Origin of the sequence: Flavobacterium sp. Root935 (assembly GCF_001429295.1) — a bacterium.
Lineage (GTDB): Bacteria > Bacteroidota > Bacteroidia > Flavobacteriales > Flavobacteriaceae > Flavobacterium.
In genome coordinates this window covers 1,432,592-1,448,160 of sequence record NZ_LMJL01000012.1, presented here as the reverse complement: position 1 = coordinate 1,448,160, position 15,569 = coordinate 1,432,592, and the positions used below count along the sequence as shown (strand labels likewise).

The 15,569-nt window shown below is 34.4% G+C and carries 8 protein-coding genes; 3 read left to right on the top strand and 5 right to left on the bottom strand.

Going from position 1 to position 15,569, the window contains the following annotated elements; translation table 11 throughout:
* Positions 1 to 42: 42 nt before the first annotated feature.
* Both ASE40_RS20930 and ASE40_RS20925 read right to left on the bottom strand, forming a co-directional pair.
* A complete protein-coding gene (locus ASE40_RS20930; protein WP_057119487.1) occupies positions 43 to 804 on the bottom strand; it encodes a phosphatase PAP2 family protein in 762 nt (253 codons plus the stop codon).
* A 916-nt stretch (positions 805 to 1,720) separates the two neighbouring features.
* Positions 1,721 to 3,244, bottom strand: a complete 1,524-nt coding sequence (locus ASE40_RS20925) for a hypothetical protein (protein ID WP_057119484.1) — start codon at positions 3,242 to 3,244, stop codon at positions 1,721 to 1,723.
* Positions 3,245 to 3,434: 190 nt separating this feature from the next.
* On the opposite strand from ASE40_RS20925, the gene ASE40_RS20920 reads away from it, so the two are divergent.
* A complete protein-coding gene (locus ASE40_RS20920; protein WP_057119482.1) occupies positions 3,435 to 4,133 on the top strand; it encodes a hypothetical protein in 699 nt (232 codons plus the stop codon).
* 810 nt (positions 4,134 to 4,943) lie between these two features.
* Here the strand turns inward: ASE40_RS20920 and ASE40_RS22155 are convergent.
* On the bottom strand, positions 4,944 to 8,636 hold the full coding sequence (locus ASE40_RS22155; protein WP_057119480.1) for a YecA family protein: 3,693 nt from the start codon (positions 8,634 to 8,636) through the stop codon (positions 4,944 to 4,946).
* A 223-nt stretch (positions 8,637 to 8,859) separates the two neighbouring features.
* Positions 8,860 to 9,099, bottom strand: a complete 240-nt coding sequence (locus ASE40_RS20910) for a hypothetical protein (protein ID WP_057119478.1) — start codon at positions 9,097 to 9,099, stop codon at positions 8,860 to 8,862.
* 404 nt (positions 9,100 to 9,503) lie between these two features.
* On the opposite strand from ASE40_RS20910, the gene ASE40_RS20905 reads away from it, so the two are divergent.
* Together ASE40_RS20905 and ASE40_RS20900 are read left to right on the top strand one after the other, a co-directional pair.
* Positions 9,504 to 12,056 carry an AAA family ATPase gene (locus tag ASE40_RS20905; protein ID WP_057119476.1) on the top strand — a complete coding sequence of 851 codons (2,553 nt, stop codon included), beginning with the start codon at positions 9,504 to 9,506 and terminating at the stop codon, positions 12,054 to 12,056.
* A gap of 345 nt (positions 12,057 to 12,401) precedes the next feature.
* Positions 12,402 to 12,710, top strand: a complete 309-nt coding sequence (locus tag ASE40_RS20900) for a hypothetical protein (RefSeq protein ID WP_057119473.1) — start codon at positions 12,402 to 12,404, stop codon at positions 12,708 to 12,710.
* Positions 12,711 to 12,806: 96 nt separating this feature from the next.
* Here the strand turns inward: ASE40_RS20900 and ASE40_RS20895 are convergent, their stop codons facing one another.
* Positions 12,807 to 15,242 (bottom strand): ATP-binding protein, encoded by a 2,436-nt coding sequence (locus tag ASE40_RS20895; protein WP_057119470.1) that lies wholly within the window; start codon positions 15,240 to 15,242, stop codon positions 12,807 to 12,809.
* Positions 15,243 to 15,569 lie beyond the last annotated feature (327 nt).

Here is a 15,569-nt window from a genome sequence, read left to right as displayed (position 1 = left end):
AATGAATTTTGAAGAAAATCTGAATATTAGTTTCCTGTAAGCTTAAAATGTTTTGAAATAGCAGATTGTCAAATTTCTGCCATCATAAGATGGAGTTATGAAAGACATCGATTTTTTTTGTTCACCATGCCATAATTTTCTTGTAATATATGGATTAATCCAATACGCAATTTTGGTACTCAAAATCCCAATTCCGGCACCAGCGGCAACATCTGTAAGCCAGTGTCTGTTATTGTACATACGAAATATTCCGGTTCCTGTGGCAATAGCATAACCCGCAACGCCATACCATATTGATTTGTCTTTATATTCCTGATATAAAAATTCTGCTCCTGCAAAAGCAATGGCGGTATGACCTGAAGGAAATGAATTGTTTGAAGTTCCATCTGGACGCTCCACATTACTAAGTGATTTTAAAGCAAAAACAGTTCCTACATTTATAATGGTTGAAGTGATTAAAATTACAGAACGATCGCGCATATTATTTTTTCCTTCAACTCCAAACGCATTGAGCGCATAAACTGAAACTGCAGGAACATATCTCGAAAAATCATCTATTGAAACCTTACGATCAATATCCTCTGTAAATTCATCACGTATCTGATTGTTGAAACTTTTTATCTGTCCGCTTTCATTTCCCCAAAAACCATATCCAATTAAAATTCCGGGAATGATAAGCTGTTTGTAATTGAAACAAATATTTTTTACGGTATCATTTATTATAGAATCCTTTGGCACAGCATTTTGCCCAAAAACAGAACATGTCAAAGACGATAATACAACTAAAAGAATAATTTTCCTCATTAAAATGATTTGGTTTGTTACTGCAAAGATAACAGTTCATTAAGTCTTAATTAAAGGTATCAATATTTAAGCGGAAACAAAATAATAAAACAGGAAATATATTGATGCTAATGAAAATTATTGGCCAAATTAAGGGTGTAATTTTACACCCTTAATAATTTAAAAATCCCTTTATAAAGCCTTCTTTTCTTCTTCTCTTTAAAATGTTTCAAAATAAAATAGGAATAAACCAACCTGGGGGTCAGAATTGTGAAATTTTCACATAACCATTCGAACCCAAAATCGTCAGACCCCAACTTTGCTGACTTTTACTTTGATAAAAAGTATTGTGCCACGAATGTCGCACGAAACTCTACACAACAATTTTTAAGTAACGTTAAGATGAATTTAGATTTTATCCGTTGTGGAGGAAGAGGTTCCGCTTTGACCCCAGTAAGTACTAGGTTTTATATATTATTTAAGACCTGTCATAGAAAAATAGTGTACCTCGTAATTTAGATAGATGTTAGTTTTTTTTATTCGTATACAGTTTCGAACCTAAACTTGTCAGCACGTGATTTTGTTACATTTCTTATTTCATAAAATTTCAAATGCCACGATTCTGCCACAAATCTCAGATTAATGATATTTATAGCTTTTTGATGTAGTAATGTTCTCGAACTCCAAGGAAATTCATATGCACTTGCTCCTGCCTCCGAAAGTAAACAACATAGTAAATGGCGTCAGTGCAATTTTAAGGGGTAGATTTCAGATTCTTAAAAGAGTATTTCTGATTTTATAAATTTACAGAAGTAAGTTCGAGAGGGAAATATTTTATTGGTTTTTTGATCGAGAGATGTTATAGAAAAGACCTGTGCCAGCACACAGGTCTTTTTATTTTTGAGCATATGCATCCCAATGTATTTAAAAGGAAAAACTATTCTGCTAAATCCCAGCTGTCAATTACTTCTGCTAGCTCATTAAAATTTATGATGTAATCAATATCCGTAATAACGGGATATCTTGAAACAACAAAATGCTGAATCTGATCCAGTTCTAATTTTTCGGTAATCAGATCTTCCCTGCCAAGTTCTTTTTTGTATGCTTTCTTGTAATAATTTATAAGTTTATTATTCCACCGTACCGTCATCTTTGCATCGTGTTGCACCCTGCTGATGTCTATCAGGTTGTTTTTGCACTGAAAGTTGTAAATTTTACCGCATTTAACGGTTATAACGTCAAATTCCTTGCGCTTAATTCTGGTGATGTCCGTGACTTTAAACCCTTTTTTATTTAAAATCTCCCTGATCTTAGCTTCGAAAACAAACCCCGAATGAATCTGGAAAGACTTGTTCCTATTCAGCGCCTGCTGGATGCGGTCGGTGATAAACCTGTTCAGCAGGACGACAGTTGTATAATATACATTCCCAACCAATTGGAAAAGCGGTGCAAAATTTGATACAAAGATGTAATCATCTGACTCAGCAGACATTTTGATTTTTTTTATATAAATTTCTATTTCATGGTCAAAACGGTCTTTAGGAACACAGATATTAAAGTCATCGGCACAGAATTCTCTTAATTCTCGGACAAGGAATTTCAGTTCAATATACTCCGTCATATCGCTTGCCGCATACCTCTGATACGTTACTGGAATTGACTGTATATAGCTTTCGACCTCTGAAAATGAAAAAACTTTAGATCCGCTCATCTGTGGCGGTGCTACGCTGTGCACCTGGTGGGGTCTGTATGTGAGAACATCGACCATGTTCATTATCTGAGGTTCAAGGAAAAATCCTTCCAGATTTTTATAATTATGGCTTTTTAATGGGGGCTGGACACTGAAATCAATTGAAAAGTTATTGTAAATAGCACTTAAAACAGTATCGTAATAAAGGGTTGTCCAAGTCTGAAGACAATTTTCGATCCAGTAATGGAAATGGCTGAAGACAGCTTTATACTCAATTTTGACGGTGCCTTTCGCCCACAAAGGGATAAGGTCCAAAAGAGTGACATAAAATTTTCTTCTGGACTGGTAATACATTAGAGCGGAACTTACGCCAGCTACATTATAATCCATTTGATCATTAATTCCTTTTTGCTCATATTTAACCGTTATAGTAAAATTCATTCGGGCAAAATTTAAAAATCGCTCAGCAGTTTCCAATCCAAACTGTTTGAGAACTTCTGAGTATACTTTAATAAATCTATCCGTTTCATCTTGATCTAAAAAGTTAAATGAAAGACTCAAAAAATCCTGCACTGTCTGTTGGTCTTCTATCTCCCAGACAAGATTTATAAACTCATCCATAGAACGGATTAAAAGTCTCCAGTGATAATAAAGCGATTCAGGTTCATATCTGCTGAAATAATCCTTAATGGCATTCATTGAATAATCTGACGCATCGGTTAAAAATTCTTTCAGTTCTTCTCCTGAGAGTTTTCTTTGGGGTATGTGCATATATTTTTTATTGAGTTTACAGTATATGATACGCTAAACTAATAGAAAAGTTTTAAAAAATAAGTTAAAAATTTTCTGCCTTTTAAATCTTGCAATTTTCCAATAAAACAGACCAATAAAAAAAGCAGTGAACCCAGCAATATTCCTATAAGAGCAATTTCTTAATTTTGCAGGTTTAAAAAACTATAATATGGAAAATAACGACCTTTTGAATTACACCAAAATAACAATTACCCAGACGCAGATCCACTTGGTATACCTGCGGGGAATGACCGATATATGTGAAGAGGTTGACGGAGTATCTTCTCGGTTAAATGATGGTCCGATAATGCAAGAAACAGCTCAGGTACTGCAATTCAATTCACTTATAACCATTGCAAAACAGGAGCTGGCCATCATTTTAAAAAATCTATTGAATGCCGGATTTGAATGGGAAAAACTATATTTTATAAAACAAGCACATCTTACAATACATGAAGTATTGAAAACCTACACCGCACATAATAAGAAACTTCGTGAAATATCCCTTAGATCATCTATGCTTTCCACGGAATTTGCTGATTTGCAGATTGAACTGAAAGCATTCAGAAAAAAAGCTGAAACTGCCAATACCAATGCAATCAGGAACTGCACAGCCCACATTGACAAGGATTTTAAAAAATATTATGATACACTACGGGAAGTTGATGCTGCTCAGTCACTGCGACTTACAGCAGACTTTATCATGCTCTTGGATAAATGGTTTATTTTTTCAACGCAGTGTCTTGAAGTGGATGCATTAAGCAGTCCAGACCTTGAGCAGCTTGAGACAAAGATGGCCGATTTTAGAATCAAACTCTTTGAACTCTCTGAGAACATAAAAATAAACAGCAGTAATAGTGAAATTTAGTCAGAATTTTTTTTAGCGTCTTTTCTTTTGCTGTTTTGTGAAAAAATAGAAGACCTTACAAATACAGAAAAGGACGCTAGGTATACTCTTAAAAATCACAGATGTTTTGATGGACTTTGTACTGTTATTGAAGGTTTATTCACTGTTTGTACCCAATACAGCCAGTTGGTTTTTCACCCAGGCTCCACGCGATAGTAATTACATCATTGTTAGAGAAAGCTATTGCATTTTGCATATGATTTGTATTTAGTTAATCAAGTTTAAAATAAAAGCTATCGGGAAATTTACAGGGTGAAATTAAAAATAAGTAATGAAAATTGACCAAGTATTAGTACGTGTTTTTTGTGTTTTAACTATTTGATAATTAATGTTTTGTTGTGAAATTCTTAGGTTCTCACTCAGATTGTTTTTTTGACTTTATAATACATAACATTCTTAATTGTGCAAAACACTTTTTAGAAGTAAGGTAAATCGTTTACGTTGTGCTTTTTGCCCCGGGTAGACACCAAAATGCGCAGCAAATCCGATGAGCTTATTTGGTATAGTAATGTTTCGAACTTAAGTTTCTAAATAGTTTTATTACAGTGTTTTATCTGTCAGTTGAAAATGAATGCACCGAGTCTGCACCCAAGTTCAGATTATTTATTAATCCAAAATTATATATTCCAAAATATGTTTTCATAGAGTTTCGAACATAGACTTGTTAGACCTTGATTTATTAGGTTTTCTATTTTTTAAAAACACAATCTGTCTCGATTCTGTCATGAAAATCAAAAAAAAATGTCACATTTCTATCCTCATGTCCTTTTGCTAAACAAAAAGGCCTTCACGTTTAATTTCTTGAAATGAATAAATGGGAATTTCTAAATCATGGAAATATTTTACCGGCAATTGATATGATGAAATTACAATTGGAGAAACAGTAAAGTCTTTTAAATCGATATTTATTTTCCCAGAAAGTTGTTCTAAATTATTAGATATAAATTCCCCTCTTTTAATATGTTTTGGTAATTGCTTTTCAAAATAGTTCTTTGAATCAAAATGAAAATCATACATAACTTTGGCCTGCTTGGTATTTTTACATTCAATTAAATAAACTATTTTTTTTGAGCTATCTACAACTAAAATATCAATGTCTCCATAGTCTCTATCAGCATTAGGGAAAACACTTTTTCTTATTCTAATTTCGTTTTCGATAACTTGCAGTGAGGTATTTTTAAACCAATTTAAAACTTTATTTCTAAATTCATTTGATTTTATATTTAATCGCTCATTTATAAGTGCGGTTATATTTGGGTTTTTAATTTCATCAACCTTTAACGTTCCATTATAAAAAATTGCCTTTAAGTTATCTGAAGCCATTATCAAGTGTCTTGCGCTCCACATAAGGACCTCCGAATCTCCTTGTTTTAATCGTATTATGGGTCTCCGGATGTATGAGAGTTTTCTATTAAATCGCCAAATCCATGTTTCTTTAGCATGAAATCCTTCCGGCACATTTTCTATTTTACCTCTAGATTCTAATTGGATGAAAGATAGAAATGCTATTATTTCTGCTTTTGATAGGTTTGAGTTCGACGATATTAAATCTATGAATTTATTTTCGGTGCAATACCACCAAGAATTTTCATTCGAATAGCAATAATTTGCCAAGAACTCGGCAATCATGCCAATTTGATAAAAATCTATTCCTAAATCTTTTTCAAACGCATTTGTAATTTTGTCGTAATAAGCTTCTTTTTCTATATCAATTTCGGAATTTTGTTCATCGGTTTGAAAATGACTATCGAAATCTTCATTAACACCTTGAATCTCATCTAAAATTATTGATTCTTTATAACCTGCCAAAATTGTGTCGTGAAAATCGTGATTCATCCCTAACCGCCCTGATGATAACAATCCCATGTCGGGATTATCTATTCCCAAGACTATACTATCTTTTGTAGTTCCGTAAAAGATGATCTCATTAATTAAAGCTAATAAAAAATCAACATCATCAATATTTACTTTTTTGGTTCCTGCAGGACATTCCGCTACGACATATTCTATTAAACTTCTTAAAGAATGTGAAGCTTTTACAACATTGCTGTAATCTTCACTATATTCCTTAATAACATCTTGATACTTTTCAAAGCATTTGATTCTCGCCGGCAAATCTAAATCCCAGTTGCTAGAGCTTTGGATAATGGCTTCATGTCTTAACATTAAATCGATAAGAAGTTCTTTTGCATTATAATTATTTAGACATTCTTTTAACTTAGAAGTTAATGTATTTATCAATTCACTTAAGAAGGGAACCTTATTGATATCGTTAATTTTTTCAGGAACCTGATATGAAAGATTCATCCATTTAATTTGACTCTCAAGCACCACCGAGACGTCAGCATCTTGTATATATCTTGGTTTAGGAATAAATCTATCAAATCTTTTGTAATCATTTGCTTTATGAGAAGTCAGCAGCATTTTTTTACTGCTGAGAGGCATTTGAGAAGCTAAGAATGTCTCTCTTTCTTCTTGACTAAATTCTATTAGTCCATAACGGCGCTGTAAAACAGTGAATGATTTTAAGATAGTATCCATTAAAATTCGTTCTCCATGGTTATCCTTTCGATGTAAAGCGGAAAATATTTCAATAGGAATTTTTAGTTTTATTTTTCTCAAGTACGTATCAACTTCAAATTTTATATTAATTTTTACGCCCTTTTCAATCTCAATACCTGATGTTAGAAAAGATTTTAAACGTTCATCAAATGACAATATAAATTCAATTGGAAGATTGCCTAGATTTGTCAGATATGAACTTAAAGTATGTGCAAATTCATTCAGCCAATAAATCATAGATTCTATAAAATTGCTGCCTACTGTACCAACACTCTCATCATGGCTAAACCAAATCGGAAAACTGTAAGCTTCTAAAACTTTGCGTAATTTTCTGCTGAATATTTCTTCAGACACATAAATTGGCGCGTAATCTTTCGTTTTGATGACTGGCAGATGCCTAACTTTAGCTTCTGAATTATCTCCGATTTTATTTTCAACTTGCATTACAAAATGCTTATCGTTTTTTTGTGCAGATTCGGCAATTATTTCCGCTTGAGTACTAAAATCAAAACACACCATACTTGGAGGTGCATCATCTGTCGGAAAAAAAGAGTCATGATTTCTTTTATACCATTGAAAATATGTTAATATAGAGAACATAGGCATCATTTTTAATTTAGCTTTGTCCGCTCTTTCTTCTGCTTTGGCATATTTCCATAAAGTTAATTCATCTGGTTTCCAATGATTGAAAATACGCTCAAGATCAAAAAAGCTAAGTGCAATTTGATATTTGGTTTCTTTTAAATATTCTATAGGATAAGAATGGAATTCATCTAGTTCGTAACCGGCGAATATAGTTACAGAAAGAAATTCGGTTTCTTCGTAATTGATGTTCTTTTTAGCTAAAGCAATAGTTGAATCTGCCCTTTCTTTTATGTCATTATCTTGATGTTCCGAAATAAATCTTACGTAGGCATATTTGTTGGAATCCATCTGCCATAATGATTCATAGTTTTTCAATTGTAAACCCAAATCAACACTTTCCCACATAATATTGAGATATTTATGGGACTCGTTTAAAACCATTTTTTCATAGCATGAATTTAAAACTTCAATCTGGTCTTTCAATTCTATCTGCTTTCTAATAAAAAGGTTTAGACTGTACATTTGTGCAGAAGGCAATGCTAAATAAAATTTATCTTCATACCTTAAAAAGGGCTTTTTTACTAATACTATATCTTCCCCTTTGTTTTTAATCAGTTCCTGTTGGGTGGTTACAAAATGCTGTATGACATCTTCCTCAATATGCAGTCTTTTATAAATTTCCTCAATGTCTCCTCTTGTAAACTCAAACAAGCCTTTATGACTATTAATGAAGCTACTTTCTGGAAAATAAATTTCACCTCTCCAATCATCTTCAAATAGATATCTTTTAAGACCCATTCGCTCAGCAATCATATTGTGAATATACAGCATAAAATATACTCCCTCACGAATTGTTATTTTCAATTCTTCAGATAAATCAGTTTCCCAGACAAAAATCGAATTAAAGAGCAACTGGTTAATTTGTGTACTATCTTTAGCTATTCCAGGAAATACGATATTGTTGCCATTGAAAAACATAAAATTTTCCGTCCCACATGATTCGGCAGGGTCTTCTCTATAATCATGGGCATAGTCTTTGCCAATTAACCGCTTAACAGAATTGTAATCTATTTCTTGACCACCTTTTTCAAAGTTTGAGCAAATTAAATCTTGAATGCTTTCCAGACGGATTAGCTTGGATTGGTTTATTGGTATTAACTGAATTAAAGAAATCATTTTCAATAATTCAGAAGCATCGTGTGTTTTGAGGTAGTTTTGAAAAGTATCTGTCGAAGATGTCGAATTTGAATTTATACAACACTTTTTATATTTTTGACCACTTCCACATGGACATAAATCATTTCTTCCAATCTTCATTATGATTGTATTTGTTAGCTCATAAATTTACAATAAAAAATGATGTTGCTCTAAAAGTTTTGAATGAACTTCTCACGACTTTATTTTGTTGTATTTGTGGTTTTCAAAAATACAATGTGCCACGATTTTGCCACGATAATTAAAAATTGAGGAAAAGAAGTTAATTTGACCTTAACTAATTGTGTGAAATAAAGTATGAACCCCAGATTCATTTTTCTCTTTTTTAGTTCAATATCCACCCCTCACCATAACTGCCTGTTTCGTGCAACCATGTAGTGGAGCAAGAATTACATTCATAATAGTGCTCATCCACATTGCCAAAAATCGAATTCACTTCTCTTATTTCTTTTTTTTTTAAATTTCTGTGAGGAGGAGTATATCTTTTTTTTCCTACCAGGGCTTCGCAGTCTTTGCAAATCTCCGTATTTTTTGCATTTCCGCTTTTTGAGTTTTTATTTTCCATCAAATTCTTTTTATCTTCTTTTGTAAGTAAAATATATCGTAAATATACAACTTATACGTACGAAAATTAGGTTTGCATTCAATTGATTTATTGTTTAGTTGGAGTTTTTTGTGTTTGTGTATCGATTTTACTTTACAAATCGAATTGGTAATTTAAGCTTGAAAGACTAACAAGTTCAATTGAAAGCCAAGACAAATTCTGCAAAAAACTTTGCAGACATATTTTTAATTGACCGAGCTTTAAGGTTTTATAATATTTAATCGATCTTAAAGCATTCGTGACATTGACAGCAGATATGCTTTAAAGTCTGTATGTTAAAATTACCTATATTTGCATTATAGTGGGCCCAGCTATTTAATATTTTTTAGTACCTACACGGAACAATAATTTTAACTGAAATTCTAATGTCTACAACTGCAACAAAAAAGGAGTTGGTAGATTTTCTTTGGGAATGGGCAGAAAACCATAATGACTGGGGAAAATTACTTATTCATAAAATTGTTACTACTGAATGTTCCTTGTCTTCGATAGACAGGCAGGAAATCTTCAATTATTTTTTACAATCCATTGGTCAACATACGGGTTTAACTGCTGTAACAAACGGTAAGCCAAAATACAGTCCAACGGATAAGGTCATCGAAATCTCTAAATTGTCGGAAGTTACGGGTGTAAACCGTTTGGCGAAAAACCAGACAATTATGTTTGGTAAAAATCTTACAGCAGTCTTTGGAGAAAACGGGACAGGTAAAACCGGTTACGGCAGAATTTTAAAATCTTTAGGTTTTAGCTACGACCCGAACAACAAAATTCTGCATAATATTTACGGAACGGTAGAAAACAAATCTGCGAAAATTGATTACTTTATAAATGGTACTGCCAATTCTTTTACTTGGGATGGCACAAACAATAATGGGGACTTGGCAAATATTTCGGTATTTAATAACAATTGTGTACAAATATCATTGTCAGACCGACAGCTTATCGTTTCGCCTATTGGGTTTCATCTATTCAACCTCGTAACTACTGAACTTGCAGAATTGAACGGACTTCTTACACAGAAAATCGCCCAGCATCCTATCGCATTGGCCTGCTTGCCGTTTTTGACTGTCGGAACGCCACAGCAAACTTTCGTTGCCAACCTCTCCGCTACTTCCTCACAGCAAAAAATAGAAGAATTGTCATCCTTTACGGATGTACATGAGCAAGACTTGAAAGATAAAGAAGCGGAACTGATGGCTCTTAATAAAGCTTTGCTTGAGACACAAATCAAAAACTACGGAAATTCGATTACCGAATTAAAGCTTTTGGCAAATCAAATGCGCGGTGCGCAGACTGAATTTAATGCAGCAAAGTGGCTGGCGCTTATTGAATTAAACAAAGAAATTGCAACGCTGGAAACTCAAGAGAAGAAAGGAATTAAGGAAGTCGCGGAAACAAACGGTATTACTTTTTATGAAACTCCGCAATTCCAGTCTTTTATCAAGGCGGCGGAAGATTATATCAAGGTTATCGACAAACCGGAATATCCGGCTGAAGATGACACTTGTGTATATTGCAAACAGCCTCTTGAAATCACAGCCAAAGAATTGTTGAAAAGCTATCGCACCTTACTAAACGACAAGACGCAGGAAAACTTACAGACATTAAAAAATCGTAAAAAGGGACTTGTCGATTTGGTTGCAACAATCGATACCAAGCTCATTTTGCACCAGCATACTTTCGGTGCGAATGATGACCAGACAGCGAAACAGCCCTCAGAGATTACTGAATACAATAAGGTTCTCGGCGAGCTAAAGGAGTGCTTTGTAGAGGGAGAAGTTGCAATAAATTCCACATTTGCTTTCGACTATGTAAAATACATCAAATTTATAGAAGACAAGGAAACGGAGATAAATGCAGTTTTAAAGGTAAAAAGCGATTCACTTGCAAACATCAATACAAAAGAAACAGAGTTGAAAAACAAAATTTCAGAGCTAAAGGATCGAAAGCTCTTATCGACCAAAGTCCAGGAAATTAAAGATGCTGTTGCAAATCACAAAATCGTGTCGGTGCTTAATGCGAACATCAACACATTCAATTCTTCTTCATTAAGCCGCAAGACTACACAGGCAAGAGAAGAACTTGTGGCATCAAACTTCAGTGCAATTTTCAAAGCCGAATTGTCAACTTTGCGCAAAAGTCATATTAATATCGATTTGAATTTAAGTACGGATAGGGGAAACTCCAAACTATTGCACCGTATTGGTGCTCATACTCTGACAGATATTTTGAGTGAAGGGGAACAAAAGGCAATTGCTTTGGCCGAATTTTTAGCGGAGCTTCAGCTTGATAACGTCAAAGCCCCTGTTATATTTGACGATCCCGTAAACAGTCTTGACCATCATATTATTGATGATGTAGCGCGTCGTTTGCTTAAATTGTCAGCAGAAAGGCAAGTTATCATATTTACCCACAGTGTGCTTCTTTTTAACAGCCTTATTTATTTCAGTAAACAGCCATTATATAAGGCGATTCATTGTAAACTCTATAATTCTAAAAATGAATACAACGAAACTGGTTTCATCACCGAAGCAGACGAAGAAAAAAACAGTGTGAAAGATTATCTTTCAAAAATTAATGTTATTATTAACAACACCCCGAAGGAAAGACCGGAAGCGGAAGTTGCTGAAGATGGGTACGGCTATCTTCGCTCAGCAATTGAGTTGTTTGTCGAGCACGAAATTTTCTGTGGTACTGTAAAAAGGTATCAGAAAAATATTGCCCTGACGCAATTCGTTAAAGTTGATGGTGCGTTGCTAAATTCGCACAAGGAAAAATTAAACGAGATTTTCGAGCGATGCTGCGGATTTATTAAGGGGCATAGCAACCCGGAAGAAATTTATCACGATCCAACTATTGCAGGTTTGAAAGCAGATTTCGACGAATTTAAAGCGATTCGTGATGTATTTCCTAAATAATCTCCTTATTATTATTTAAACTATGAACACAGATTTAGTTTGGTATGTTGCGTACGGCTCTAATCTATCAAATGAAAGATTTCTATGTTATATTAGAGGCGGTACACCTGAAGGTAGCGACAAAGCGTTTGAAGGCTGTAGAGATACTACTTTGCCACGAGATGTAAAACCCGAAATCTTGGACAGAGAATTGTATTTTGCCGAGAACTCAAAGGGCTGGCAAGGAATGGGGGTTTCTTTTATCAGGAATGAATCATCGAATACCTCTAAAACGTATGTTATCAAATACCTTATCACACGTGAGCAACTTGAAGATTTGGCAAAGCAAGTACAAGGAGAACAATCGTGCTTGATTTCGAGCGGACGATTGAAGAAGGCTTTACCATCTTTAGACAGGCTTGGTATGGCAAATTGCTGTTTCTGGGCCTGGATGACGATGTTCCGGTATTTACTTTAACAAGTGGAACAGACAGGCAAAATATAACAAGACCTAGCGATGAATATATCCGAACTATTGCGCGTGGTCTGGAAAATCAACATGCATTATCCGCTGCTGAAATAGCTATATATCTTGCAGGTAAGGACGGTGTTGTACCTTTGGAAGCAGATGATATTCATAACATCATCGTAAACCGTGATACTTCTAGAGTATAGATAAAAAAATTAAATTAATTCTTCTTTACTTTTTTTTCATTTCCCAGATAGCTAGAACTTCATAACTTATATTATTCAACTTTAGACCTCGCCATTTTAAAAATCGTACTCTTTAGTTACTCTATTCATACCCATTAAAAACATTTTGTTAGTAGACTGAGCGCTAAAAATCACCTTCAGCTTGTCCCAGTAAACATCGTCTACGTTGTCTGCAATATGTTTGCAGATTTGGTATGCCAATTCTTCTTCAAATGATAACCACTTATCGCTCATTATTATTTCAGTTCGTGGCGAATTTAGGTCAAGGTCACGATTTCCACAAACGTCTACTACAAACGCAAGTGGAAACGGCCATGCTAACCGGACTTGATTATTCTTTATTGAATACCATTCGATAAATAAACTTGTCGGAACTTCTATACCATGTAATGATAGTCTAGACGCGGAGCGAGTGTATTGATTTGACGACTTATTCTCTTTAATTTCTCCATCATCATTAATTGTTATTGATGTTCCCGTTTCCTTAATAAGATTCTCTTCAATCTTTATACTTTTTTGAAGTTTGTAAGGTGTGCCCTCTATGTCTACTTCTCTGAGTTTAAGGTCGATTTCCAGAACAGGTTCACCATGACTTTCTAAAATTGCAGCTGCCACCGAACCAATTATGCCAGTTGATTTATCGTCCAGTTCGATATCAAACCTTCTAATGTTGTCATGTTCACGCCAAGTATAGTCTTGCATCGATATAGCTTTTGTTTCGATGAAGCTATTTTCGTCACGTACCTTTGACGTTGTTGTTGTTTCTATATTAATTTTGAAAGGAGGGTTCGGAATAACTCTTTCAACAGACTTAATAAATGCTTCTTCAGATAATTCTTCCCAAGGATTTCTATTCTTTCTAAGTATAAGTTTTGTTGTTGTCCCTGGAATTTCTCGCGAACCACTTTGAATCAGGAATATACTTTCTTGGCCTTCAACTGTGATGCGCAGAGGGTCACTGGATTTATGGGGCTTATATAAACGCTTCGTGTCCACAACTAATGTATCTGCAACCATAAAGCTTGATAGAATGCCTATCCCAAATCGTGAAGTTGGTGTGAAATCTGCATTCGACTCAGACTTCAAATTATAAAAATCTGCAGATTTATAAAATGATGAGCCAACACGAGAGTAATATGTATCAATAATGTATTGATCCATACCCGTTCCATTGTCTGTTACTTCAAGAATTGTTTCATCGTTCTCTTTGTAGTATTTTACATTTATGGATGGTTCATAGGGATTTCCCCAATTTTTTTCCTGTGCTTGCCTGAGTAAACATGCGTCAATGGAATTTTGCAACAGTTCTCTTAAGGCCACTTCTGCGCTGCCGTATAGTTTTGTTCCCATCAGCAGGTCTATTACTTGTCGCTTGCTAAGATTAAATTGAGTGTCTCTATAAATATATAGTGGCTCACCACGCACGTTCTTTTGGGTAGCAATTTTTTCACGATCAACTTTAAAGGGAAACTTTAAGTATACGTTCCGACCTTTGTTGGTATTGTATTCATTTAAAGATGAAACTATATTGTTGCAAATTGACAATTCATGGTCGATAAAGTTGCAAAATTGATGTATGGACGCCTCAATAGCAGGATGAGTACATTTTGCACTAAACTGTATTAGCTCAGGTCTAATTTCCCATGCCTCAATTGCTCGATGTTTGTTCCATTCTTGCAAAGACACAGGATTTCGAACATAAAGATGCGAGAAAAGTATTGCTGGGGTTCTCTTGGAATCAAAATCAAGAATATCTGCGAGCCTTAACACAACGCCAATAAGCGGCAGGCATGCTGAAATATCAATTGCACAAAGATGGTTTTTTTCAAGTTCTAGCAATTTAAGAGCATCTTCATTATGACTGTAGCATATCTGTGCTAGTTCAACCGTTAAATCACTTTCACGAAATCGGATTTTTCCATTCCAATCTCGATCGATAATATCACGTGCTCGCTCTGCATGGGTTTGACGAATAAATTCACTTATCAAAAATACCTTAATGTTATCTGCTTGGCTGTTCTTTCCCTGGACCAAAAAACGATGAATAATTTCTTGCTGGTCAGGTCGAGCTTCATAAAATCTTTTAAATTGATTGTAAGCCACTTCTTCTTCTTTATCAGTAAATTCTGGTCGGATATCCCAAATCTTTTTCCAGGCAAGCACATCTTTCTCGTCTGGGGCCATACCAATGTCATGAAAGAATGCGCTCAAAATTAAAAGCATTAACTCAGGTGTCGAAAGATTCTCAATATTCTTAATGCCTAAAAGACGTTCCATGATGTTAAGAACCCTAAACAGATGGTCGCCATCATGCAGGGTATACTCTCCCATGTGACGTAAGATTGTCTTGGTACGTTGGAAAGAAGCTGAAACCGCTGAATTTACAAGAGTTATAACTTCGCTATCTTTTTCTTTTGCTTTGTTTTTTAATGTAGCGTAAAGCAAGCTTTTTTCTAAACGAGGCAAAAATTCATCTTTGTAATCGTCTGCCATTTTTAAGTATTTGGTTTAAATTTATATGTTTAAGCGCAAAATGCAAAGATATGGTTCTGTCGTATCTAAAGCTAAGTTTATCCAAAGAAAAATGGAAAAAAGAAAGTACAAATCCAATATCCAATTTAGGAAGACATAGTGCTATAAGTCCCGAAGGACAGATAATGCCGTTATGCGCAAGCAGACATTGGAGGATACTTTTTTTGGTTGTGCCTTTATTCCGTTTCGGATGAATAAAAATTCTAAAATTTAATGATTTCGCCTTATATGATTGCAAAAGCGTATGAAGGAAATAATTAAGTTGCCAACTGTTTTCTTCTGTTTTAA